Source organism: Sulfitobacter sp. (genome assembly GCF_036961165.1).
Taxonomy (GTDB): domain Bacteria; phylum Pseudomonadota; class Alphaproteobacteria; order Rhodobacterales; family Rhodobacteraceae; genus Sulfitobacter.
Genome location: NZ_JBALVJ010000013.1, coordinates 23590 through 42995, shown reverse-complemented (window position 1 = coordinate 42995; position 19406 = coordinate 23590). Strand labels below are relative to the sequence as shown.

The following is a 19406-nucleotide window of genomic DNA, read 5'->3' as shown; positions in this document are numbered from 1 at the left end:
TGACCCTCGAACATTACGTTCCAACATGGGAGAACCAAATGAAAAAGATGCTTATGGCCACAACGGCTGCAGCAATTGTTGCCACCGGCGCTTTCGCTGACGGCCACGCAAAAGAAGTTAAAATCGGGATCATCTTCGGCTTTACTGGCCCTATTGAATCGCTGACAGGGCCGATGGCCTCCGGCGCTGAAATGGCGATCAACGAAGTGTCCGAAAGCGGCATGCTGATGGACGGCGCCAAAGTCACCGCGATGCGCGTGGACTCCGGCTGTATCGACAACGGCCTGGCTGTGTCCAACGCCGAACGTCTGATCGCTGATGGCGTTGCCGGTATCGTGGGCGCGGATTGCTCCGGTGTGACTGGTGCTGTGCTGCAGAACGTCGCCATTCCAAACGGCATGGTCATGATTTCCCCCTCCGCCACGTCCCCCGGTCTGACCACAATGGAAGACAACGGCCTGTTTTTCCGTACATCCCCATCGGATGCGCGTGAAGGCGAAGTCATGGCAGAAATTCTGCAAGAGCGCGGCGTGAAATCCATCGCTCTGACCTATACAAACAACGACTACGGCAAGGGTTTGGCAGACGCGATCGAATCCTCGTTCAAGGCGCTGGGCGGCGAAGTTACGATCGTTGCTGCACATGAAGACGGCAAAGCAGACTATTCTGCCGAAGTTGGCGCACTGGCCTCAGCGGGCGGTGATATCCTTGTGGTTGCAGGTTACCTTGACCAAGGCGGCGCAGGCATCATCAAGGCGGCACTCGACGCAGGCGCATGGGAACAGTTCGGTCTGCCCGGCGGCATGATCGGTGACAACCTGCCCGAAACAATCGGTCCTGACCTTGACGGCTCTTACGGCCAGATCGCAGGTAGCGAAGGTGAAGGCATCGAGGTGTTTTCGAAAATGGCCGAAGCTGGCGGTTTTGACGGCACGTCCCCATACACTCCCGAAAGCTATGACGCAGCGGCGCTGCTGTTGTTGGCCATGCAGGCGTCCGGTTCCACCGATCCGGCTGTCTACAAAGAAAAGATCCTCGACGTTGCAAACGCCCCCGGCGAGAAAATCTATCCTGGCGATCTGGGTAAAGCGCTTGAGCTGATCAAAGCCGGTACCGATATCGACTATGTTGGTGCCTCTGCGGTTGAGCTGATCGGACCCGGTGAATCTGCTGGTTCCTACCGCATGATCGAAGTAAAAGACGGCAAAAATGAAACCGTCGGTTTCAAATAAAGCTTTGCCCGCGAGGGCATGACAACAAGACAGCCCGGGGTGCGCCTCGGGCTGTTTTTACACAGGCCCAACCCCGTGCATAGATGCGGGGAGCCACGCACACGGGGATAAAGCATATGATCGTCGTTGACGATTTACACAAACATTTCGGCGGCTTTCACGCTGTTGATGGCGCAAGCCTGACCATTGAAGAAGGCTCTATAACCGGGCTGATCGGCCCTAATGGAGCTGGAAAAACTACTCTTTTCAACGTGATAGCAGGTGTTCTTCAATCCACGTCGGGTCGTGTGACAATGGCCGGTGAAGACATCACCGGACTGCCCCCGCATACCTTGTTTCATAAAGGTCTGCTGCGGACGTTCCAGATCGCACATGAATTCCACTCGATGACCTGCCGCGAGAACCTGATGATGGTTCCAGGTGGTCAGTCGGGTGAGATCCTTTGGAATACATGGTTCGGTCGCAAACGGATCGCTGACGAAGAACGCGCCTTGCGCGCCAAAGCGGACGAGGTGCTGGAATTCCTTACCGTAGAGCATTTGGCAGATCAAAAGGCTGGCCAAATCTCTGGCGGACAAAAGAAGCTGCTAGAGCTGGGTCGAACCATGATGGTGGACGCGAAGATCGTGTTTCTGGATGAGGTCGGCGCCGGCGTGAACCGGACCCTGCTCAACACCATCGGAGATGCCATCCTGCGCCTCAACAAAGAGCGGGGCTATACCTTCGTTGTGATCGAACACGACATGGACTTCATTGGTCGCCTTTGTGATCCGGTGATCTGTATGGCCGAAGGTCACGTGCTGGCTCAGGGCACGCTCGCTGAGATCAAAGCCAACGAGCAGGTGATCGAAGCTTATCTCGGCACTGGCCTCAAGAACAAAGAACAGGTTGGCGCGTGAATAAGCTCTCACAGCTCTGGGGCAAGGCCCCAACCCGCCGATTTCCAACACAAAACATAGAGATGGGACGCAGCATATGAGCGAGCCATACAGCGGCCGCGGCAACAAGGATTTGTCGGTTGGCAACGCCAAGGGCCAAGGGTCCATCATGCCGAAATCCAGTGGAAAAAGCCATGCCTCCCCCGGTGGGCCGTTTCTGATCGGCGACACAATGACGGGCGGTTATGGCAAAGGGCCAGATATCCTGCACGGATGTACCATTGCCGTGGATAAAGGCGAAATTGCCGTGATCGTCGGGCCGAATGGTGCCGGTAAATCCACTGCGATGAAGGCAGTGTTCGGGATGCTTGATGTGCGCTCCGGCTCGGTCAAGCTGGACGGGGAAGACATCACCGGCCTCAGCCCGCAAGCCCGCGTGGCCAAGGGGATGGGCTTTGTGCCGCAGACCTCGAACATCTTTACGTCGATGACGGTTGAAGAAAACCTAGAGATGGGCGCGTTCATCCGCCGTGATGATTTCCGTGATACGATGGCGCAGGTCTATGACCTGTTCCCGATCCTCAAAGACAAACGCAATCAGGCTGCCGGAGAACTTTCGGGCGGCCAGCGCCAGCAGGTCGCTGTGGGCCGTGCGCTGATGACACAACCCAAAGTGCTGATGCTCGATGAACCGACAGCGGGTGTGTCGCCGATTGTGATGGATGAGTTGTTCGACCGCATTATCGAAGTGGCCCGCACGGGCATTCCGATCCTGATGGTAGAGCAGAACGCCCGTCAAGCACTTGAAATTGCAGACAAAGGCTATGTTCTGGTGCAGGGGGCGAATGCGTTTGCGGGGACGGGCAAGGAACTGCTCGCCGATCCCGAAGTGCGTAAATCGTTTTTGGGGGGCTGAGGAATGATACGTTTCACAGTATTCCCCGCATTGTTGTCTATGATCGCGGTTTCCGCCGCTGCTGCATCTTACGCGTGCAATATTGAGCAAATGTGCAGCCATGGTGAACCTTGTACAGCCATGTCTCTCAACGCTAAAATTCTTCCTGAACGCGATAGCTATCTGTTTTCATTCGGTGTTGGAGCACCATTGGTGCTCACGTCACTTGATTCATCGGCGAATGTAATTTTACGCGGAGCAGCACAAGATATGGCCGAAAATATGCCTTATATTTTGTCGCTTTTCTCTGACATGACGCTTCTCCTCTCCACACATATGTTTGTCGGACGAGGTGATGCGTTTACCATGGCGGGCACTTGCCAAAGGAAAAAAAACTGATGGAATTTCTCAACGCAATTGTCGCACTTGCGAATTATGTGCTGATCCCTGGTGTCGCCTATGGAAGCCAGCTTGCTATTGGTGCTTTGGGGGTCACCCTCGTTTATGGCATCCTGCGGTTTTCCAACTTTGCCCACGGCGATACGATGGCCTTTGGCACGATGGTCACCATTCTGGTGACGTGGTGGATGCAATCGGTAGGCATCAGCCTTGGACCACTTCCCACGGCCCTGCTCGCCCTGCCCTTCGGCATCTTGGGCTGTATCGCGCTGGTGCTTTTGACAGACCGTATGGTCTACCGGTTTTACCGAGTGCAAAAAGCCAAGCCGGTGATCCTTGTGATCGTGTCGATGGGTGTGATGTTCATCATGAACGGCATTGTGCGCTTTATCATCGGACCGGATGACCAAAGCTTTGCCGACGGGCCGCGCTTTATAATTTCTGCGCGTGATTTCAAGACGATGACAGGGTTGGACGAAGGCCTTGGCATCCGCACAACGCAACTTATCACTGTGATTACGGCGATCATTGTTGTGGCGCTGCTTTTCTGGTTTCTGAATAAAACACGCGCTGGAAAGTCCATGCGCGCCTACTCCGATAACGAAGATCTGGCACTGCTGTCCGGCATCAACCCAGAGCGGGTTGTGATGCTGACGTGGATAATTGTTGCGACCCTCGCCACGATTGCCGGCACGCTCTACGGGTTGGATAAATCGTTCAAACCTTTCACCTACTTCCAGTTGCTACTGCCGATCTTTGCATCCGCCGTGGTGGGTGGCATTGGCAGCCCTCTGGGTGCCATTGCGGGCGGTTTCGTGATCGCCTTTTCCGAGGTCACAATCACCTACGCATGGAAGAAAGTATTGGTCTATCTGATGCCAGAAAGCCTTGAGCCATCGGGCCTCGTGCAGCTGATGTCCACCGATTATAAATTCGCCGTTAGCTTCGTGATCTTGCTGATCGTGTTGCTGTTCAAGCCTACGGGCCTCTTCAAAGGGCAGTCCACAACATGACCGATACCGTCAAAAATACGTTGCTGTTTGCGCTGGTTTTCACGCTCATCATCATTTCTGGATTTTTTCAGGGATGGAACAACGCGATGTTCATCCTGAATATGGGCATCATCTCGGCCATCATGGCGCTGGGGGTGAACCTTCAATGGGGCTTTGCGGGCTTGTTTAACGTTGGCGTCATGGGCTTTGTGGCCTTAGGCGGTCTTGCGGCCGTGCTAATCGGCATGCCTGCGACACCGGGTGCGTTCAGTGCCGGTGGTCCGGGCGTTATCCTGGCGCTGGTGCTGGGGGTTGCTGCGATTGTTGCGGCAGTCTTTATCTACCGGCGCATGGCACCGGGCCGGAACCGAAGCGTTACCATCACGGCCATCCTGATCTTTGGCTTCTTTATCTTCCGCGGCTTTCTGGACCCTAACGTGGCCCTGATCGAAGGAGTGAACCCGGCGGCGACAGGATACCTTGGCGGTCTGAACCCTGGCAGCGATGAGACCTACCGTGACAACGGCTGGATCATGTTGATCGCATGGCCTGTGGGCGGTCTGTTCGCCGCGGGTGCAGCTTGGCTTATCGGTAAAGCCGCTCTCGGCCTGCGCTCTGACTACCTTGCTATTGCGACATTGGGCATCGCCGAGATCATCATTGCGATGCTCAAGAACGAAGACTGGCTGAGCCGCGGCGTGAAGAACGTGGTCGGCGTGCCTCGCCCCGTCCCTTATGAGCTAGACCTGCAAAACTCCGCCGCCTTTGTGGAGCGTGCAGCATCTCTTGGGTTTGATCCGGTCGAAGGGTCTACGATCTTTGTGAAGCTACTTTATGCAGCGTTGTTCGCAGCGGTTCTGGGCATTATTTTCTGGCTAAGCCAGCGCGCGCTGAACTCCCCCTGGGGACGTATGCTGCGCGCGATCCGCGACAATGAAGTCGCGGCAGAGGCGATGGGCAAAGACGTTACGGCACGGCATTTGCAGGTGTTCATTCTCGGCTCAGCGATTTGCGGGATTGCCGGCGCGATGATGACCACGCTGGATGGTCAGCTGACACCGGGCACCTACCAGCCGCTGCGCTTTACCTTCCTGATCTGGGTAATGGTAATTGTAGGTGGTTCGGGCAGCAATCTGGGTGCGATCCTTGGCGGCTTCCTGATCTGGTTCCTGTGGGTGCAGGTTGAACCGATCGGCCTGTTTATCATGGACATCATCACATCCGGCATGGCCGAAGACAACTGGCTGCGCGCGCATTTGATAGAAAGCGCCGCCCAGATGCGTCTGATGACAATGGGTGTGATTATGATCGTTGTGCTGCGATTCAGCCCGCGCGGATTGATCCCAGAGAAATAACACAACAAAGCCCACCGAATAAAACTGGTGGGCTTTGTTTCTAGATATTTTGGTAAAGTAGCAGCGCTTTGTATGATGCAAAGCGCGGTTTTTTGTTGTGCTCAGCGGCCTCTGAACAGACCCCCCAAAATACCGCGCACGATACGGCGGCCTGTGGTGCCTTTGAGTTCTTTGAACACCACGTTGGCAATGGCACCGCCGATACCTCCATTGGTTGAAGATTTCCGGCTGCTACTGCGGCGCGGGGCAGCGTCCTTGCTGGCGTAGCGCCGCGCGGCCTTGAACTCGCGCAATGTCGGTGTGTTGGCCTTGGCCTCTTTCGCGGCTTTAGCGTCTTCTTCGGCTTTCACGATAGCCGCTTCGGCTGCCTCGGCTTCGGCTGACGCAGTTGCGGCGCGTTCGCGTAGCATCTCGAAGGCACTGTCACGGTCAATAGGTGTATCGTATTTGCCAGCCATGACCGAGGATGCCATGAGCGCTTTTCGCTGCGTGTCCGAGATTGGCCCAAGCTGAGAAGACGGCGGACGGATCAGGGTCCGCTCCACAATGCCCGGCACACCTTTGGGCTGCAGCATTGAGGTGACCGCCTCACCCACGCCCACCTCTCGAATGGCTTCTTCGGTGCTGAAGGCGGGGTTGTCGCGGTAGGTTTGGGCCGCCAAGCGCAGCTCTTTTTGGTCTTTGGCAGTGAAAGCGCGCAAGGCGTGCTGCACGCGGTTGCCAAGCTGGCCAAGGATATCTTCGGGGACATCCGCAGGGTTCTGAGTAATAAAATAGACGCCGACACCTTTGGAACGGATCAGGCGTGCGACCTGCTCCACCTTGTTGACCAAAGCTTTCGGCGCGTCGTCAAACAGCAGGTGCGCTTCGTCAAAGAAGAAGACCAGTTTGGGTTTGTCAGCGTCGCCCACTTCGGGCAGCTCCTCAAACAATTCTGACAGTAGCCAGAGCAGGAAGGTGGAATAGAGTTTCGGCGCGCCCATAAGCTGGTCGGACGCGAGAATATTGATCATCCCGCGCCCATCAGCATCTGTGCGCATCAGATCTGACAGCGCCAGAGCAGGCTCGCCAAACAATTTGGTGCCACCCTGATTTTCCAACACCAGCAGGCGGCGCTGGATCGCGCCCACAGAAGCCGAAGAGACATTGCCGTACCGCAGGGACAGATCAGAAGCATTTTCACCGATCCAGACCAGCAAAGACTGCAAATCCTTGAGGTCCAATAGGGCCATGCCGTCTTCATCCGCGACACGGAATGCGATGTTAAGGATGCCTTCCTGCGCTTCGGACAGACCCAGAAGCTGGCCCAACAATAGTGGCCCCATCTCGGATACGGTGGTGCGGACGGGATGGCCCTGCTCACCGAAAAGATCCCAGAATGTGACGGGGAAGGCTTCGTATTTGAAATCGGTAAAGCCGATTTTTTCCGCGCGTTCAGTGAACGGGCCGTGCAATTTGTGGGTCGGATCGCCCGCCATTGCCAAACCGCTCAGGTCGCCTTTGACGTCCGAGAGGAACACTGGCACCCCCGCATTGGCAAATCCTTCTGCCATGATTTGTAAGGTAACCGTCTTACCGGTGCCTGTCGCGCCTGCTACCAAACCGTGCCGGTTGGCGTATTTGAGCGACAAAAACTGTTGCGTGCCATGGTCCGGCCCACCGCCGCCGATAAAAAGATCCGAGCTCACAATCACATTCTCCTGTTGCCTCTTACGTTCCAGACAGGGTGTCCGATACCGCACCGGACGAACATACTAACTTAACTTTTGGGCGCCATAGTGAATTTGTCGGCAGTTCTTATGTCCGTTAACTGTCGGCACTTCCTCCCTGTCAGACTGGCCGTGCCTTCGGGTACGGCTTTTTTTACCAAACGGTTGAAATTGTTAATTTACTATATATGGATTTCCTGTTGACCGTTTGGATCTGCTTGACTAACGTACATCTAATAAGTCGGCTCAGTCCGACAGGGAGTTACGAAAAATCGAAAGAGAGGGCATACTTTGCCCTCTTTTTTTATGTCCGCACCATAAGTGCTCGATGCGGTTGTAGCCTAGAACAAGCAGAAAATCGCTTCACTATGCGTGATGTCGCGCGCACCCCCCCTGACATCCGGTGGCGAGAGTGGTAAAGCGGAATAAATGCAAACAATCGACGGATTTCAAATGACTAAGTTTTCAACAGCCCTGACGCTTTGCGCCACTCTTGCTGTTTTCGCACCGGCTGCTGTTCTTGCGCAGACAACCGAGCCTGCCACCGATGCTGAAGCAGTGCCTGCTACGTCAGATGTTCAGGATTTGCTGAGCCTGGGTGAGGACGCAAGTGGGGCAACCGAGATCGGCAAACCTTACACGCGTGAAACAATCGGTGCGTGGGAAATGCGCTGCATCAAGGTAGAGGAAGGCGAAGAGCCTTGCCAGATGTACCAATTGCTTGACGATGGCGAAGGTGTGCCGGTTGCCGAAGTATCGCTGTTCCGTCTGCCCGATGGCGGCAAAGCAGTTGCAGGCGCCACAATCATCGTTCCACTTGAAACAGCCCTGCCCCAACAGTTTACAGTGGCTGTTGATGGCGACAAGCCGCGCCGCTACCCCTATGCATTCTGCAACCCCGTTGGTTGCTATGTGCGTCTGGGTCTTACTGCTGCGGATATTGCTTCTTTCAAGCGTGGCAATGAGGCAAAGATGACCATCGTTCCCGCGTTGGCACCGGATCAGAAAGTGGTCCTGACCTTGTCGCTCGAAGGTTTCACAGCCTCCTATGACAAAGCTTCCGTTCTGGACCAGTAAGAGAACCACAAGAAAATTCTAAAGAGCCGCGCCTTCGGGGGCGGCTCTTTTATTTGGCGCTGAACTGTATAAGATCCCACAGGTTACCATACAGATCAGAGAAGACAGCGACGCGGCGATAAGGCTGGGTGACTGGCGCGCGGGTAAAGTTTACACCACCGGCACGATAGGTTTCATAGTCACGCTCAAAATCGTCTGTTTCCAGGAACAGAAACACGCGTCCGCCGGATTGGTCACCGACAAACACTTCTTGGTCGGTATCGTTAGCGCGGGCCAGCAAAAGGGAAGTTCCAGTGCCGCCTTTCAGGCGGACCAGAACCCAACGCTTGTATTGTTCCGGCTGATATTCATCCGCCAATAGATCAAAGCCCAAAACGTCGCAATAAAATGCGATGGCTTCGTCATAGTCTCGCACGACCAGCGCGACATGTTTAATCGATTGGGCCACTCTAAATTTTTCTAAGTGCAATCACCGCGTTCATTCCGCCAAAGGCGAAAGCGTTGCTGAGCGCGACGGTAACCTTTGCATCGCGTGCCTCGTTCGGGACGACGTCCAGTGCACATTCTGGATCAGGCTCTTCATAGCCGATGGTGGGCGCGATGACCCCGTCGCGCAGCGCCATGATGCAGGCCAGAAGCTCGACCGCGCCGGTGCCGCCGATTAAGTGGCCGTGCATCGATTTGGTAGAGCTGATCATCAGCCGGTCCGCATGAGGGCCAAAGACATCGGCCACGGCTGCGCATTCGGTTTTGTCGTTCGCCGCTGTGCCAGTGCCATGGGCGTTGATATAGCCCACGTCTGAAGGTGCGATCCCGGCATCCTGAAGTGCGCCTGACATTGCTCTTGCAGCACCGTTCTTCGATGGCATCACGATATCTGAGGCGTCAGAGGACATAGCGAAGCCCGCAACTTCGCACAAAATATCGGCGCCTCGCGCGCGGGCGTGCTCGTATTCTTCGAAGACAAAGATGCCTGCACCCTCGCCCTGCACCATGCCATTGCGGTTGGCCGAAAACGGACGGCAAGCATCACGAGACATCACGCGCAGTCCTTCCCAGGCTTTCACGCCGCCAAAGCAGAGCATTGATTCAGACCCGCCTGTAACCATCGCAGGTGCCATGCCGGAACGGATCATCATAAACGCTTGCGCCATCGCATGGTTGGAAGAGGCACAGGCCGTAGAGACCGTGAATGACGGCCCCTTAAGGTTCCATTCCATGCTTACGTGCGACGCTGCGGCGTTGTTCATCAGCTTTGGCACCACGAAGGGATGCACGCGGTTTTTGCCCTCTTCATAAACAGCGCGGTAGTTGTCGTCCCATGTGCTGACACCGCCACCTGCCGTCCCCAGAACCACGCCAGAGCGCGCAGCAATTTCTCCGGTAAAAGTCAGGCCGGACTGATCTATCGCTTCGCGTGCAGCGGCAAGCGTGAATTGCGTGAACCGGTCATAAAGAGACATCTGTTGGCGGTTATACCGGCCCTCCGCCTCAAAACCTTTGACCTGTCCGCCGATGCGGATTTGCAGACGCTCCACATCGCGGAACTCTAGCGGGCCTATACCGCAGACGCCTTCGCGCATCGCGGCGTAGGTTTCGGCGACAGATTGCCCCAGCGCATTGATTGTACCTGCGCCGGTGATGACAACCCGTTTCATGCGGCGGATTGCTCTGCGCGCAAGCGTTCGATGCCTGCGATGATGCTGGCCACGGTGCTAATGTCGAAGTCTGACTCGGACGGTTTGTTGGCGTTGAACGGCACCGTTATGTCAAAGGCTTCCTCAATCGCGAAGATGCTTTCGACCAACCCTAGACTGTCGATCCCGAGGCTCTCCAATGTGCTGTCGAGCGTGACGTCTTCCGGCTCCAGCAAGGCCTGTTCGGCGATGATGGTGATGACCTGATCTTTGACGTTCATTGCTTTCGTTCCTTTTCGCGGCATTTGCGCCGGATTTAGGTGTCTGAAGTGCCCTTGAAAACCGATTTTTTGAGTTCCGCTACATCGCGCATCAAGCGCGGCAAGCGGCGCAAGGCTTTGTATCCCTCGACCTGTTTGTCCATCTGTGTGGCCGGATAGCCCAGCATGGTGCGGCCCGCTGGCACGTTCGACATCAGCTTGGTCCCGCCGCCGGCAATCACGCCGTCGCCCACAAAGATGTTGTCGCTGACACCGCATTGCCCCGCCAGCACCACGTTGTCACCGATTGTCGCGGAACCCGCAACGCCGACTTGTCCACAGATGAGACAGTTGCGTCCGACCACAACATTATGGCCCAAATGCACTTGATTATCTAGCTTCGTTCCATCGCCAATAATGGTATCGCGGATGGTTCCGCAATCGATGGTTGCGCCCATTCCTATTTCAACATCGTCGCCGATTGTGACTGATCCAAGCGAATTGATCCGCGTCCAGTCCTGCGGCTTGGCCTCCCCCTGATCACCTAGGGTCTTGCGCACGGATTCAACGCTGCTTGGCTCTGCTGTCACGAAGGAGAACCCGTCGCCGCCAATGCGCGCACCCGGTTGCGCGATAAAGCGTGCGCCGATGCTGACGCGCGCCCCGATGCTGACCGCCTCGCGCAGATAGGCGCCCTCGCCCAGCGTTGCGTTCCAGCCGACAAAGCACTGCGGCCCGATCACTGAACCAGCTCCGATTTTCGCGCCCTTGGAGACAACGGCCAAGGGACCCACACTCACACCTTCGCCCAACTCTGCATCCGGATCGACAAACGCACTGGGGTGAATGCCGACATCAAAACCTTGCCCCTGATCGAGCAGTTTCGTCAGGCCCGACATCGCAAAGCGAGGGCGCGGGGCGATGATCACCGCCTCTAGGCCCATGGCTTGCCAATCAGCGCCCGCCCAGACCATCGCCGCACGGGCGCGGCCTTGTGTCAGCGTTTCGGCAAATTTGGGGTTCATTGCCAGCGCCAGATCGTCCGGCCCTGCCATCGCTGGTTCGGCAGCGCGGGTGATCACAATATCTGTAGCGCCAAGGGCTTCAGCCCCCAGCGCCAATGCAATCTCTTTTATGGTATGGGTCATAACGCGCTCCGCCAAGGTTGCGCGCAGATTTACCCCTGAACGAGCCCGAGTTCCACCCCTGCCTTTTGCAGCGCATCCCAGATGCGCGCATCACGGCCATAAACATCACGGCGGAAATTCAGATTGCCGCGCGCATCGGTAAAGGCTGTGCGGTAGACGATGTGGACCGGTACAGGCTCTTTCAGGTTCACGCGGGATTCGCGGCCGGTGCGCAGTTGAGAATGGAAGAACCCCTTGGGATCAGCTTCTTGCTTGGTCAGCAACGCATAGGCGAAATCAAACGGGTCATTAAGACGGATGCAGCCGTGGCTGTAGGCGCGCACTTCGCGGCTGAACAGAGATTTGGCGGGCGTGTCATGCAGGTAGATGTTGTATTTGTTGGGGAACATGAACTTCACCAACCCCAGCGCGTTCGACTGGCTGGGCGGTTGGCGCATAGAATAGGGGAAGTTGCGCGCGCTGTAATTGGCAAAGTTAGCGGCGGACCGGTTGACAACGCGGCCACGGCTGTCCGTGATCTCTATATGGCGCACCGCGTTGGGATTGTTGCGCAAAGCCGGCAAATATTCGTTCACCACGATGGAGCGCGGGACATACCAGCTTGGATTAATGACCATGTGGTCCATCTCGTCGGAAAATTCCGGCGTAGGACGGTCGTCAATGTTTGCCCCAACAACGGAGCGTGTTTCGAATGTGATGCGGCCGTCGTCGATGATCTTCGCTGTAAAGTCGGGTATGTTCACAAGAATATGGCGTTTGCCCCGTTCGCGGTGCAGCCAGCGCTCACGCTCCATGGCGACCAGCACGGATTTAAGCCGCGTGTCGATGCTCTCGTTTAGTTCCTTGATCGTTCCTTCACCTGCAACGCCGTCCTGCTCAAGACCGTGGACCTTTTGAAAGCTTTGGACCGCGGCGGTCATCGCAGTGTCATAGGTGCGCGCGTTAGAACGCTCAAGGTATCCCATGATCATCAAACGGTTACGCAGGGCCAGAACCGCGGGGCCGGATTCGCCGGGCTTCAACGATGACGCATTCACCGTCGGACCCCAGCCACCATTGCGGGATTTTTCCTGCAGCAGCATCTTTTGCTTCATCAAGGCGCCGTATTCGATGGTGCGGGGCGCGAGGCCACGCAGATAGCCGGCGGGCTGGGCCGACAGAAAACCTGAAATCAGCTCTGCCCGATCGGTGTATTCGACTTCGCGTTTAATCGCGCTTACGACTTTTTGAGGGACCAAGGCACCGCTTTGAATGTCGCGGGCATATTGCAGAAACATCCGCGTCATTTCGACTTCGATGATGCCAAGATCACGGGCCGAGCGGGCGTTCTTCATCTGCCGCTCAAGCGCATCGGCATCATAGCGCGCGACCGGCAAGCCGTGATCACCGGCGCGCCGCAGCGCGTTCAGCAGCGCCGAACGGCGCGCGGCATGAACCTCATCCATACCTGTCCAGATGCCTTCGAAATCCTGCCCACGGTAAAACTTGGCGATGTCATCATCGCGGGAGCCTGTTTCGGCAACAGCCTGCTTAAAGGCGGTAACTTGTGCTTGGGCTTGCTGCTGGGGGCTGCTAAAAATTGCGCCTAGGGCCAATGCGAAAAGTATAGCTTTTGGTGCATTCAAGAATCGCATCGTCGGCAGCATGAACAGTCCCCTTAGTCTTTCATTTTTAGTCATAAAAACCATGCCCGAGGGGCAACAGGCAAGTCCATTCACAATTTGGGTAGGTCTGGAAATATCGGTGGGGATGGTGCGGAAAAGGCACCCGTGAACGCACAACGGACGCAAGAGTTCCCAAAAATGCGCAAGATATTGCCTAAAATTCCCTCCTACATTCAACGAACTGATTCATCTCTTGGTTCCTAATTTCCTCTATGCGATAGAGATAAGGCATCTGGGGGGATGGTAGTAAGGCTCGTGTAACATCGCGGGCACCTCGGCAGTACCTTCAGGCACGCCTCACTTTGGCAAGAAACGGGACAGACACTTATGGCACTTAACAGTACAACGGGTATGACCCGCCGCGGCCTTCTGGGCGCATTTGCGGCAGCAGCATTAACATCAGCACCGACATTTGCGAACGCAGCAGGATTCCTGCGTGGCGCCGGCGACATTCGCCGTATCAAGATGTACTCGGGCCGCACGGGTGAGCGGATCGACATGATCTATTGGATCGAAGGCGAATATATTGCCGATGCGGTCAAAGAAGTGAACTATTTCATGCGCGACTGGCGTACCAACGACGTGGTCAAGATGGATCTACGTACTGTTGATATCATGGCAGCGGCCCACAACCTTCTGGATGTGAACGAGCCCTACATGCTGCTGTCAGGCTACCGCAGCCCTAAAACCAACGCGATGCTGCGCTCCCGTTCCGGAGGCGTGGCTAAGAATTCGTTGCACATGCGTGGTCAGGCGGCTGATCTGCGTCTGAGCTCTCGGAGTGTTGGCCAGATGGCTAAAGCGGCTGCTGTATGTCGCGGTGGTGGCGTTGGCCGTTACTCCGGTTCCAACTTCGTTCACATGGATTGCGGCACAGTGCGCACTTGGGGCGGCTAAAACCCGACTACATCCCAGTTTGAAAGAAACGCCCCGTCGGGGCTTTTTTTTATGGGCTAAGGGTACTGTTTTGAAGGTGGCGTGCACCCTGCCCTTCGCTTGGCGGACAGGGATCAAACGTTGCGCGCAAAGTCCTTACGTGCGAGGCAGAATGGGAATTCTGCCGGAGTACTGTCCATGACCTTTTTGCAAATCACCTCACTGCTCATCGTGTTGGCCGGTGCGTTCGGGACAATCAACTATCTCTACCTCCGCCTCCCATCGGCAATCGGGATTTTGGTGGTCTCGTTGCTGGCCTCCTTCGTGCTGCTGGGGCTTGATTGGCTGATGCCCCACCTCAACATCGCAGACACAGTCCGCGGCATCGTCACCGGCATCGACTTTTCAGAGGCGTTGTTGGAAGGCATGTTGGGCCTGCTCCTGTTTGCCGGCGCCTTGCATGTCAAAATCGGAGATTTGCGGGAACAGTGGCTAGTCGTCTTCTTGATGGCAACACTCGGCATTGCCTTGTCTACTGTGATCGTTGGCTTCGGCTTTTCGTGGTTGACGGGGATGCCATTGATCGTGGCCATGGTTTTCGGAGCACTTATCTCACCAACGGACCCGGTCGCAGTGCTTGGCGTGTTGCGCGAAGCGGATTTGCCAAAGACGCTTGAAACGAAAATCGCGGGCGAAAGCCTGTTCAACGATGGTGTTGGATACGTCGTGTTTCTCGTGTTGGTAGGCATTGCCTTTCCGCATGGCGATGCGCACGGCGCGACGGGCAATCCACTGGTGGGTGCTGCGGTGCTGTTTTTTCAAGAAGCAGTGGGTGGTGTAGTCCTCGGGCTGGTGTTGGGTTGGCTGACCTTCCGTGTGATGCGGCAGATCGATGATTACGCGCTTGAGGTTCTGTTGACGCTTGGTTTGGCATTCGGCGGATACGAACTGGCTGTCTGGTTGCACGTCTCGGCACCGATTATGGCAGTGTGTGCAGGGCTGCTGATCGGAGATGTCGGGACAGCAAAGGGAATGTCAGAACAGACACGGACCTACGTCGCTGGTTTCTGGGAATTAATTGACGAAATACTCAACGCTGTCTTGTTCCTGCTGATCGGCTTTGAGGTGTTCGCGGTTGTTTTTGCAGAAAATATCATCGTCACCGCCGCCGCTGCAATTGCGCTGGCGCTGGTGGCGCGGTTGGTGGCTGTGGCTGTGCCCGTGATGTTGATGCGCCCGTTCCAGAACTTCAATGCTGGTGTGGTCCCGATCATGACATGGGGAGGTCTGAAGGGCGGGATTTCGGTCGCCCTCGCGCTGTCCCTACCCGAGAGTGAATGGAAGCCGTTGATCCTGACCTGTACCTACGTGATTGTGGTCTTCTCGATCATCGTTCAGGGGCTAACGGTGGCAAAGCTCGCCAACCGCGTTGGCCGTGCCCCCGATATGGTCTGAGCGAAGTTGCCACGAAGATCGCTGCCAGCTGCAACTGGCGCGTTCCATCAAAGGCACAAGGATGATTCAGCCCACAGCAAAGGGAGTATCAACTGCCATAACGGTGGATGTAGTCAATTAATGCTGCAGTTGACGGGTCTTCGCCCGAGGCATCTTTGGTACCCTCCACGATGGGTTGCAGCGAGGTTGCAAGCTCCTTGCCTAGCTCTACGCCCCATTGATCAAACGAGATGATGTCGAGAATGATACCTTCGACAAACACGCGGTGCTCATAGAGCGCAATGATCTGTCCCAGCGTGAATGGATCAAGCTGCGGATATAGTAACGTGGTTGATGGACGGTTACCGGGAAAAATGCGGTGGCGCGCCTGTCGATCCAGCTCATCTCCGGTGAAGCCTTTGGTGGCAGCGATCGTGCATGCTTCTTCGAGGGTGCGGCCCTGCATAAGAGCTTTTGATTGAGCCAGACAATTGGCAACCAAGAGTTGATGATGGTGGGCGAGTTCGGGCTCGTGCCCTTCGGCGGCAAGCAGGAATTCGCACGGGATCACCCGCGTGCCCTGATGGATGAGCTGGTAGAAGGCGTGCTGGCCATTCGTGCCAGCCGCACCCCAGACAACTGGGCCTGTATGGCGCGGGCAATTTGCGCCGCTGCGCTGAACGCCTTTGCCGTTGGATTCCATTTCGAGCTGTTGCAGGTAGCTAGGCAACAGGCCCAGCCGTTCGTCATAGGGCAACACCGCGCGGGTAGCGTGACCGCCAATCTGGTTGTGCCAAATCCCCACGAGGGCGAGCAGAACCGGCAAGCTCTCATGCAATTCGGCGGCGCGAAAATGCACGTCCATTGCCTGCGCCCCGCGTAGGAACGCGTCAAAGGCCTTGGGCCCGATCGCGATCATTAGCGACAGACCAATGGGCCCCCATACGGAGTAGCGCCCCCCGACCCAATCCTCGAAGCCAAAGACGCGGGCCGGATCAATGCCAAAGTCTGCTGTTTTGTCCTGAGCGGTGCTGAGGGCTGCAAATTGCCTTGCCGGATCGCCACCGTGATCGGTCATCCACGCCCGAGCGGTGCGGGCATTTGTCATGGTCTCAATAGTGGTGAAGGTCTTGGAGGCGACAATCACCAGTGTTTTCTTGGCGTCCAGACCGCGCAGGGTATCAGCGATATCCGCGCCGTCGACGTTTGATACGAAGTGGCAGCGTGGTCCGTCATGGTAAGGTGCGAGGGCGCGCACAGCCATGGCTGGTCCCAGATCCGACCCGCCGATGCCAATGTTGACCACATCGGTGTAGTGCCCACTGCGCACCTCGTCGGCGTAGCGGCGCATGCCGGTAAGCGTATCAAGCACCGCTGGCATCACATCTTTGCCATCGACCATCACAGCGCCGCCGTCCAGATTCCGCAGGGCGGTGTGCAGCACGGCGCGGTCTTCGGTCTCGTTGATATGAACGCCGGTGAACATTTCCTCGCGGCGAGATTCGACGTTCGCGTCACGGGCCAGCGCAAGCAGCGTGGCGCGAGTGGTATCGTCAATATTGGTCTTGGAGTAATCAAAGTACATGTCGCCGGCCTGCGCCGCGAAATCGCGCGCACGGTTTGTATCTTCGAACAGATCGGTGATCTTACGCTCTGCCATGGCAGCGTACTGATCGCTGAGGGTTTCCCAGTGGGTCATTTGGCGCTCCAATGTATGGTGGCATCGTTCAATACGATTTGCACGGGCGCTTGTTTAACCGGCAGAGTTTGTGCCTGTGTCAATGCTGCGCGCTTATCATCACCAATGATCAACACATGCGTCGAACGGGCGCTGCGCAAGGCGGGTGCTGTCAGAGTAAACCGCTGGTTCTGCTGGTTTGGGACAGTGATGGGCAGGAGCATCGGCGCGCCCTCCTCCAACGCCGTTTCGAGACCTTCGGCGTCAGGGAAGAGCGATGCGGTGTGCATGTCCGCCCCCATCCCTAGCAAAAGAACATCAAGCGGTAGCAAGCTTTCAAGCCGACTGGACAAGTCGCGCGCGGCGGTCGCGATATCGCTTTCTGCATTGTAATATGGCGTGAAACGGGCAGCGGCGGCGGGGCCGGTCAACAGCCGTGCGCGCGCAAGGGCCGCGTTTGATTGCGCATCTGTTTCCGGCACCCAACGCTCGTCCGAGAGCAGCACATGAACACGGGACCAATCAAGGTCAGCCTTGCTGAGCGCGTCAAACACCGGACCCGGCGTGGTGCCACCAGGAACGGCAAAACTTACCACTTCGCGCTGGATCAACGCGGCGCGCAATGCATCTGCCAGCGCGTCTGCAACCTGCGGCATCATTTCATTGCGGGTTGGGTATTCAATCAGTTTCATTCGGTGATCTTTCGCCATTCGCGGCCTTCGCGGCGCATTAACTCAGTTGCGTCAGTGGGGCCAATGCTGCCGTGATCGTATGGTTTCGGCACATCATTGCGCGCCTCCCAGCCCTGAATGATCGGGTCGGTCCATGCCCAAGCGGCTTCGACCTCGTCACCGCGCATGAACAGGGTCTGGTTGCCACGGATCACATCCATGATCAGACGTTCATAGGCGTCAACGTGTTCGACATCATCGGGATCAAGCGTTTCGGCAAAGCTCATATCAAGCGGCACATCGATCAGGCGCATGCCCCCGGGGCCAGGTTCTTTGATCGTCACGCCCAGCGTAATCCCCTCATTCGGTTGCAGGCGAATGGAAAGCACATTGCGGTGCCGACCTGCGTCCTCGGCAAAGATGCTGTGGGGCGTGTCTTTGAACACAACTGTGATCTCAGAAGACCGTGCAGCCATCCGTTTACCTGTGCGCAGATAAAACGGCGTGCCAGCCCAACGCCAGTTGCTGATTTGGGTCCGCAGCGCAATAAAGCTTTCGGTCCGCGAACGTGGATTGTCTACAGCGGTCCGGTAGCCGGGGTTTTCAGCCTCGTTACAAGGCTCTGCCTGATACTGGCCACGCACGATGTGATAGGCTGGTACAGGGTCGAGCGCGCGGATCACCTTAAGCTTTTCATCCCGCACTGCATCTGGGTCAAACCGTGCCGGTGGCTCCATCGCGATAAGACAAAGCAGCTGCATCAGGTGGTTTTGAACCATGTCACGCATCGCGCCGGACTTGTCATAATATTCGCCGCGCCCGCCAACCCCGACAGTTTCAGCCACGGTGATCTGGATGTGATCGACGTATTGGCTGTTCCACAGCGGCTCAAACAGCATGTTGCCAAAGCGGACAGCCATCAGGTTTTGAACGGTTTCTTTGCCAAGATAGTGATCGATCCGGTATATCTGGTCTTCGTTGAAGAAGGCCGCGAGAGTTTGGTTTAGCGCGCGCGCTGTTGCCAGATCGCGGCCAAAGGGCTTTTCGACCACAATACGTGCATCTGAATCCGCCATGCCCCATTTTTGTAAACGCTCTGCGATGTCCCCAAACAGGCTGGGCGCAACAGAGAAATAATAGGCCTCAACCCGCTCGGTCCCGGCCATGATCGCTTGAAGCTCTTTCCAGCCCTGTTCGCCACGTGCATCAATAGTTACGTATTCCAGCTGCGCCAGAAACGCCTCGAGTGTTTCCGGTTCATGGGCGTGGTCGCCGCCGAACTCCTTAACCGCGTCACGGATCATCTCGCGGTAGCCCGCTGTATCCATCTCGCTTCGCGCAGCACCGATGATACGTGCTTCCGAAGGCATCTGCCCTGCACAAAAGCGGCGGAACAGTCCGGGCAGGATCTTGCGACGGGCCAAATCGCCTGTGCCGCCGAAAATCACCAGATCAAACAGATCAACGGGGATGACGCGTGAAACCATAGTAGCCTGTCCTT

18 protein-coding genes are annotated in these 19406 nt (G+C 56.5%); 9 read left to right on the top strand and 9 right to left on the bottom strand.

The window, feature by feature from the left end; translation table 11 throughout:
• Nucleotides 1-38 precede the first annotated feature (38 nt).
• The 6 genes from V7730_RS08420 to V7730_RS08395 all read left to right on the top strand — a co-directional run bounded on the left by V7730_RS08420 (nucleotide 39) and on the right by V7730_RS08395 (nucleotide 5751).
• Nucleotides 39-1232: an ABC transporter substrate-binding protein gene (locus V7730_RS08420; RefSeq protein WP_335747156.1), complete on the top strand. Its 1194-nt coding sequence runs from the start codon at nucleotides 39-41 to the stop codon at nucleotides 1230-1232.
• Nucleotides 1233-1348: 116 nt separating this feature from the next.
• Entirely contained in the window at nucleotides 1349-2131 is a 783-nt protein-coding gene (locus V7730_RS08415; RefSeq protein WP_335747155.1) for an ABC transporter ATP-binding protein, read from the top strand.
• Nucleotides 2132-2207: 76 nt separating this feature from the next.
• Nucleotides 2208-3026, top strand: coding sequence for an ABC transporter ATP-binding protein (locus V7730_RS08410; protein ID WP_335747154.1), 819 nt, complete (start codon nucleotides 2208-2210; stop codon nucleotides 3024-3026).
• 3 nt (nucleotides 3027-3029) lie between these two features.
• Nucleotides 3030-3404: a hypothetical protein gene (locus V7730_RS08405; RefSeq protein WP_335747153.1), complete on the top strand. Its 375-nt coding sequence runs from the start codon at nucleotides 3030-3032 to the stop codon at nucleotides 3402-3404.
• Nucleotides 3404-4417, top strand: a complete 1014-nt coding sequence (locus tag V7730_RS08400; RefSeq protein ID WP_335747152.1) for a branched-chain amino acid ABC transporter permease — start codon at nucleotides 3404-3406, stop codon at nucleotides 4415-4417. The genes V7730_RS08405 and V7730_RS08400 overlap by 1 nt, the downstream gene beginning before the upstream one ends.
• A complete protein-coding gene (locus V7730_RS08395) occupies nucleotides 4414-5751 on the top strand; it encodes a branched-chain amino acid ABC transporter permease (RefSeq protein ID WP_335747151.1) in 1338 nt (445 codons plus the stop codon). The genes V7730_RS08400 and V7730_RS08395 overlap by 4 nt, the downstream gene beginning before the upstream one ends.
• Before the next feature lie 101 nt (nucleotides 5752-5852).
• Here V7730_RS08395 and V7730_RS08390 read toward each other — a convergent pair whose 3' ends face one another.
• Nucleotides 5853-7439, bottom strand: coding sequence for a helicase HerA-like domain-containing protein (locus V7730_RS08390; RefSeq protein ID WP_335747150.1), 1587 nt, complete (start codon nucleotides 7437-7439; stop codon nucleotides 5853-5855).
• A 474-nt stretch (nucleotides 7440-7913) separates the two neighbouring features.
• Here V7730_RS08390 and V7730_RS08385 point away from each other — a divergent pair, with 474 nt between their 5' ends.
• Complete coding sequence (locus V7730_RS08385; protein WP_335747149.1) at nucleotides 7914-8537, top strand: invasion associated locus B family protein; 624 nt, start codon at nucleotides 7914-7916, stop codon at nucleotides 8535-8537.
• A gap of 49 nt (nucleotides 8538-8586) precedes the next feature.
• Here V7730_RS08385 and V7730_RS08380 read toward each other — a convergent pair whose 3' ends face one another.
• Genes V7730_RS08380 through V7730_RS08360 form a run of 5 tightly spaced genes read right to left on the bottom strand, consistent with a single transcriptional unit; the run spans nucleotide 8587 to nucleotide 13228 of the window.
• Entirely contained in the window at nucleotides 8587-8985 is a 399-nt protein-coding gene (locus V7730_RS08380; RefSeq protein WP_335747148.1) for a VOC family protein, read from the bottom strand.
• Nucleotide 8986: 1 nt separating this feature from the next.
• The gene (locus V7730_RS08375) at nucleotides 8987-10195 is read right to left on the bottom strand and encodes a beta-ketoacyl-[acyl-carrier-protein] synthase family protein (RefSeq protein ID WP_335747147.1); all 1209 of its coding nucleotides are present in this window, start codon (nucleotides 10193-10195) and stop codon (nucleotides 8987-8989) included.
• Nucleotides 10192-10455 (bottom strand): acyl carrier protein, encoded by a 264-nt coding sequence (locus tag V7730_RS08370; RefSeq protein WP_335747146.1) that lies wholly within the window; start codon nucleotides 10453-10455, stop codon nucleotides 10192-10194. Before V7730_RS08370 ends, V7730_RS08375 begins: the two co-directional genes overlap by 4 nt.
• A gap of 35 nt (nucleotides 10456-10490) precedes the next feature.
• On the bottom strand, nucleotides 10491-11582 hold the full coding sequence (gene lpxD / locus V7730_RS08365) for a UDP-3-O-(3-hydroxymyristoyl)glucosamine N-acyltransferase (protein WP_335747145.1): 1092 nt from the start codon (nucleotides 11580-11582) through the stop codon (nucleotides 10491-10493).
• A gap of 29 nt (nucleotides 11583-11611) precedes the next feature.
• On the bottom strand, nucleotides 11612-13228 hold the full coding sequence (locus V7730_RS08360) for a L,D-transpeptidase family protein (RefSeq protein ID WP_335747144.1): 1617 nt from the start codon (nucleotides 13226-13228) through the stop codon (nucleotides 11612-11614).
• 345 nt (nucleotides 13229-13573) lie between these two features.
• On the opposite strand from V7730_RS08360, the gene V7730_RS08355 reads away from it, so the two are divergent.
• Nucleotides 13574-14143, top strand: a complete 570-nt coding sequence (locus V7730_RS08355) for a YcbK family protein (RefSeq protein WP_335747143.1) — start codon at nucleotides 13574-13576, stop codon at nucleotides 14141-14143.
• A gap of 177 nt (nucleotides 14144-14320) precedes the next feature.
• Nucleotides 14321-15577 carry a cation:proton antiporter gene (locus V7730_RS08350; protein WP_335747142.1) on the top strand — a complete coding sequence of 419 codons (1257 nt, stop codon included), beginning with the start codon at nucleotides 14321-14323 and terminating at the stop codon, nucleotides 15575-15577.
• Between the two features lie 88 nt (nucleotides 15578-15665).
• Here the strand turns inward: V7730_RS08350 and pgi are convergent, their stop codons facing one another.
• The 3 genes from pgi to zwf are packed head-to-tail and all read right to left on the bottom strand — an operon-like array spanning nucleotide 15666 to nucleotide 19392.
• Complete coding sequence (gene pgi, locus V7730_RS08345) at nucleotides 15666-17255, bottom strand: glucose-6-phosphate isomerase (RefSeq protein WP_335747141.1); 1590 nt, start codon at nucleotides 17253-17255, stop codon at nucleotides 15666-15668.
• Entirely contained in the window at nucleotides 17252-17926 is a 675-nt protein-coding gene (pgl, locus tag V7730_RS08340) for a 6-phosphogluconolactonase (RefSeq protein WP_335747140.1), read from the bottom strand. Before pgl ends, pgi begins: the two co-directional genes overlap by 4 nt.
• Nucleotides 17923-19392: a glucose-6-phosphate dehydrogenase gene (zwf, locus tag V7730_RS08335; RefSeq protein ID WP_335747139.1), complete on the bottom strand. Its 1470-nt coding sequence runs from the start codon at nucleotides 19390-19392 to the stop codon at nucleotides 17923-17925. The genes pgl and zwf overlap by 4 nt, the downstream gene beginning before the upstream one ends.
• Nucleotides 19393-19406: the final 14 nt, after the last annotated feature.

Bases quoted from the DNA above. Each gene is read 5' to 3' on its own strand.
- V7730_RS08420 (WP_335747156.1), top strand. From the start codon at position 39: ATGAAAAAGATGCTTATGGCCACAACGGCTGCAGCAATTGTTGCCACC.
- V7730_RS08415 (WP_335747155.1), top strand. From the start codon at position 1,349: ATGATCGTCGTTGACGATTTACACAAACATTTCGGCGGCTTTCACGCT.
- V7730_RS08410 (WP_335747154.1), top strand. From the start codon at position 2,208: ATGAGCGAGCCATACAGCGGCCGCGGCAACAAGGATTTGTCGGTTGGC.
- V7730_RS08405 (WP_335747153.1), top strand. From the start codon at position 3,030: ATGATACGTTTCACAGTATTCCCCGCATTGTTGTCTATGATCGCGGTT.
- V7730_RS08400 (WP_335747152.1), top strand. From the start codon at position 3,404: ATGGAATTTCTCAACGCAATTGTCGCACTTGCGAATTATGTGCTGATC.
- V7730_RS08395 (WP_335747151.1), top strand. From the start codon at position 4,414: ATGACCGATACCGTCAAAAATACGTTGCTGTTTGCGCTGGTTTTCACG.
- V7730_RS08385 (WP_335747149.1), top strand. From the start codon at position 7,914: ATGACTAAGTTTTCAACAGCCCTGACGCTTTGCGCCACTCTTGCTGTT.
- V7730_RS08375 (WP_335747147.1), bottom strand. From the start codon at position 10,195: ATGAAACGGGTTGTCATCACCGGCGCAGGTACAATCAATGCGCTGGGG.
- V7730_RS08370 (WP_335747146.1), bottom strand. From the start codon at position 10,455: ATGAACGTCAAAGATCAGGTCATCACCATCATCGCCGAACAGGCCTTG.
- lpxD (WP_335747145.1), bottom strand. From the start codon at position 11,582: ATGACCCATACCATAAAAGAGATTGCATTGGCGCTGGGGGCTGAAGCC.
- V7730_RS08360 (WP_335747144.1), bottom strand. From the start codon at position 13,228: ATGCTGCCGACGATGCGATTCTTGAATGCACCAAAAGCTATACTTTTC.
- V7730_RS08355 (WP_335747143.1), top strand. From the start codon at position 13,574: ATGGCACTTAACAGTACAACGGGTATGACCCGCCGCGGCCTTCTGGGC.
- V7730_RS08350 (WP_335747142.1), top strand. From the start codon at position 14,321: ATGACCTTTTTGCAAATCACCTCACTGCTCATCGTGTTGGCCGGTGCG.
- pgi (WP_335747141.1), bottom strand. From the start codon at position 17,255: ATGACCCACTGGGAAACCCTCAGCGATCAGTACGCTGCCATGGCAGAG.
- pgl (WP_335747140.1), bottom strand. From the start codon at position 17,926: ATGAAACTGATTGAATACCCAACCCGCAATGAAATGATGCCGCAGGTT.
- zwf (WP_335747139.1), bottom strand. From the start codon at position 19,392: ATGGTTTCACGCGTCATCCCCGTTGATCTGTTTGATCTGGTGATTTTC.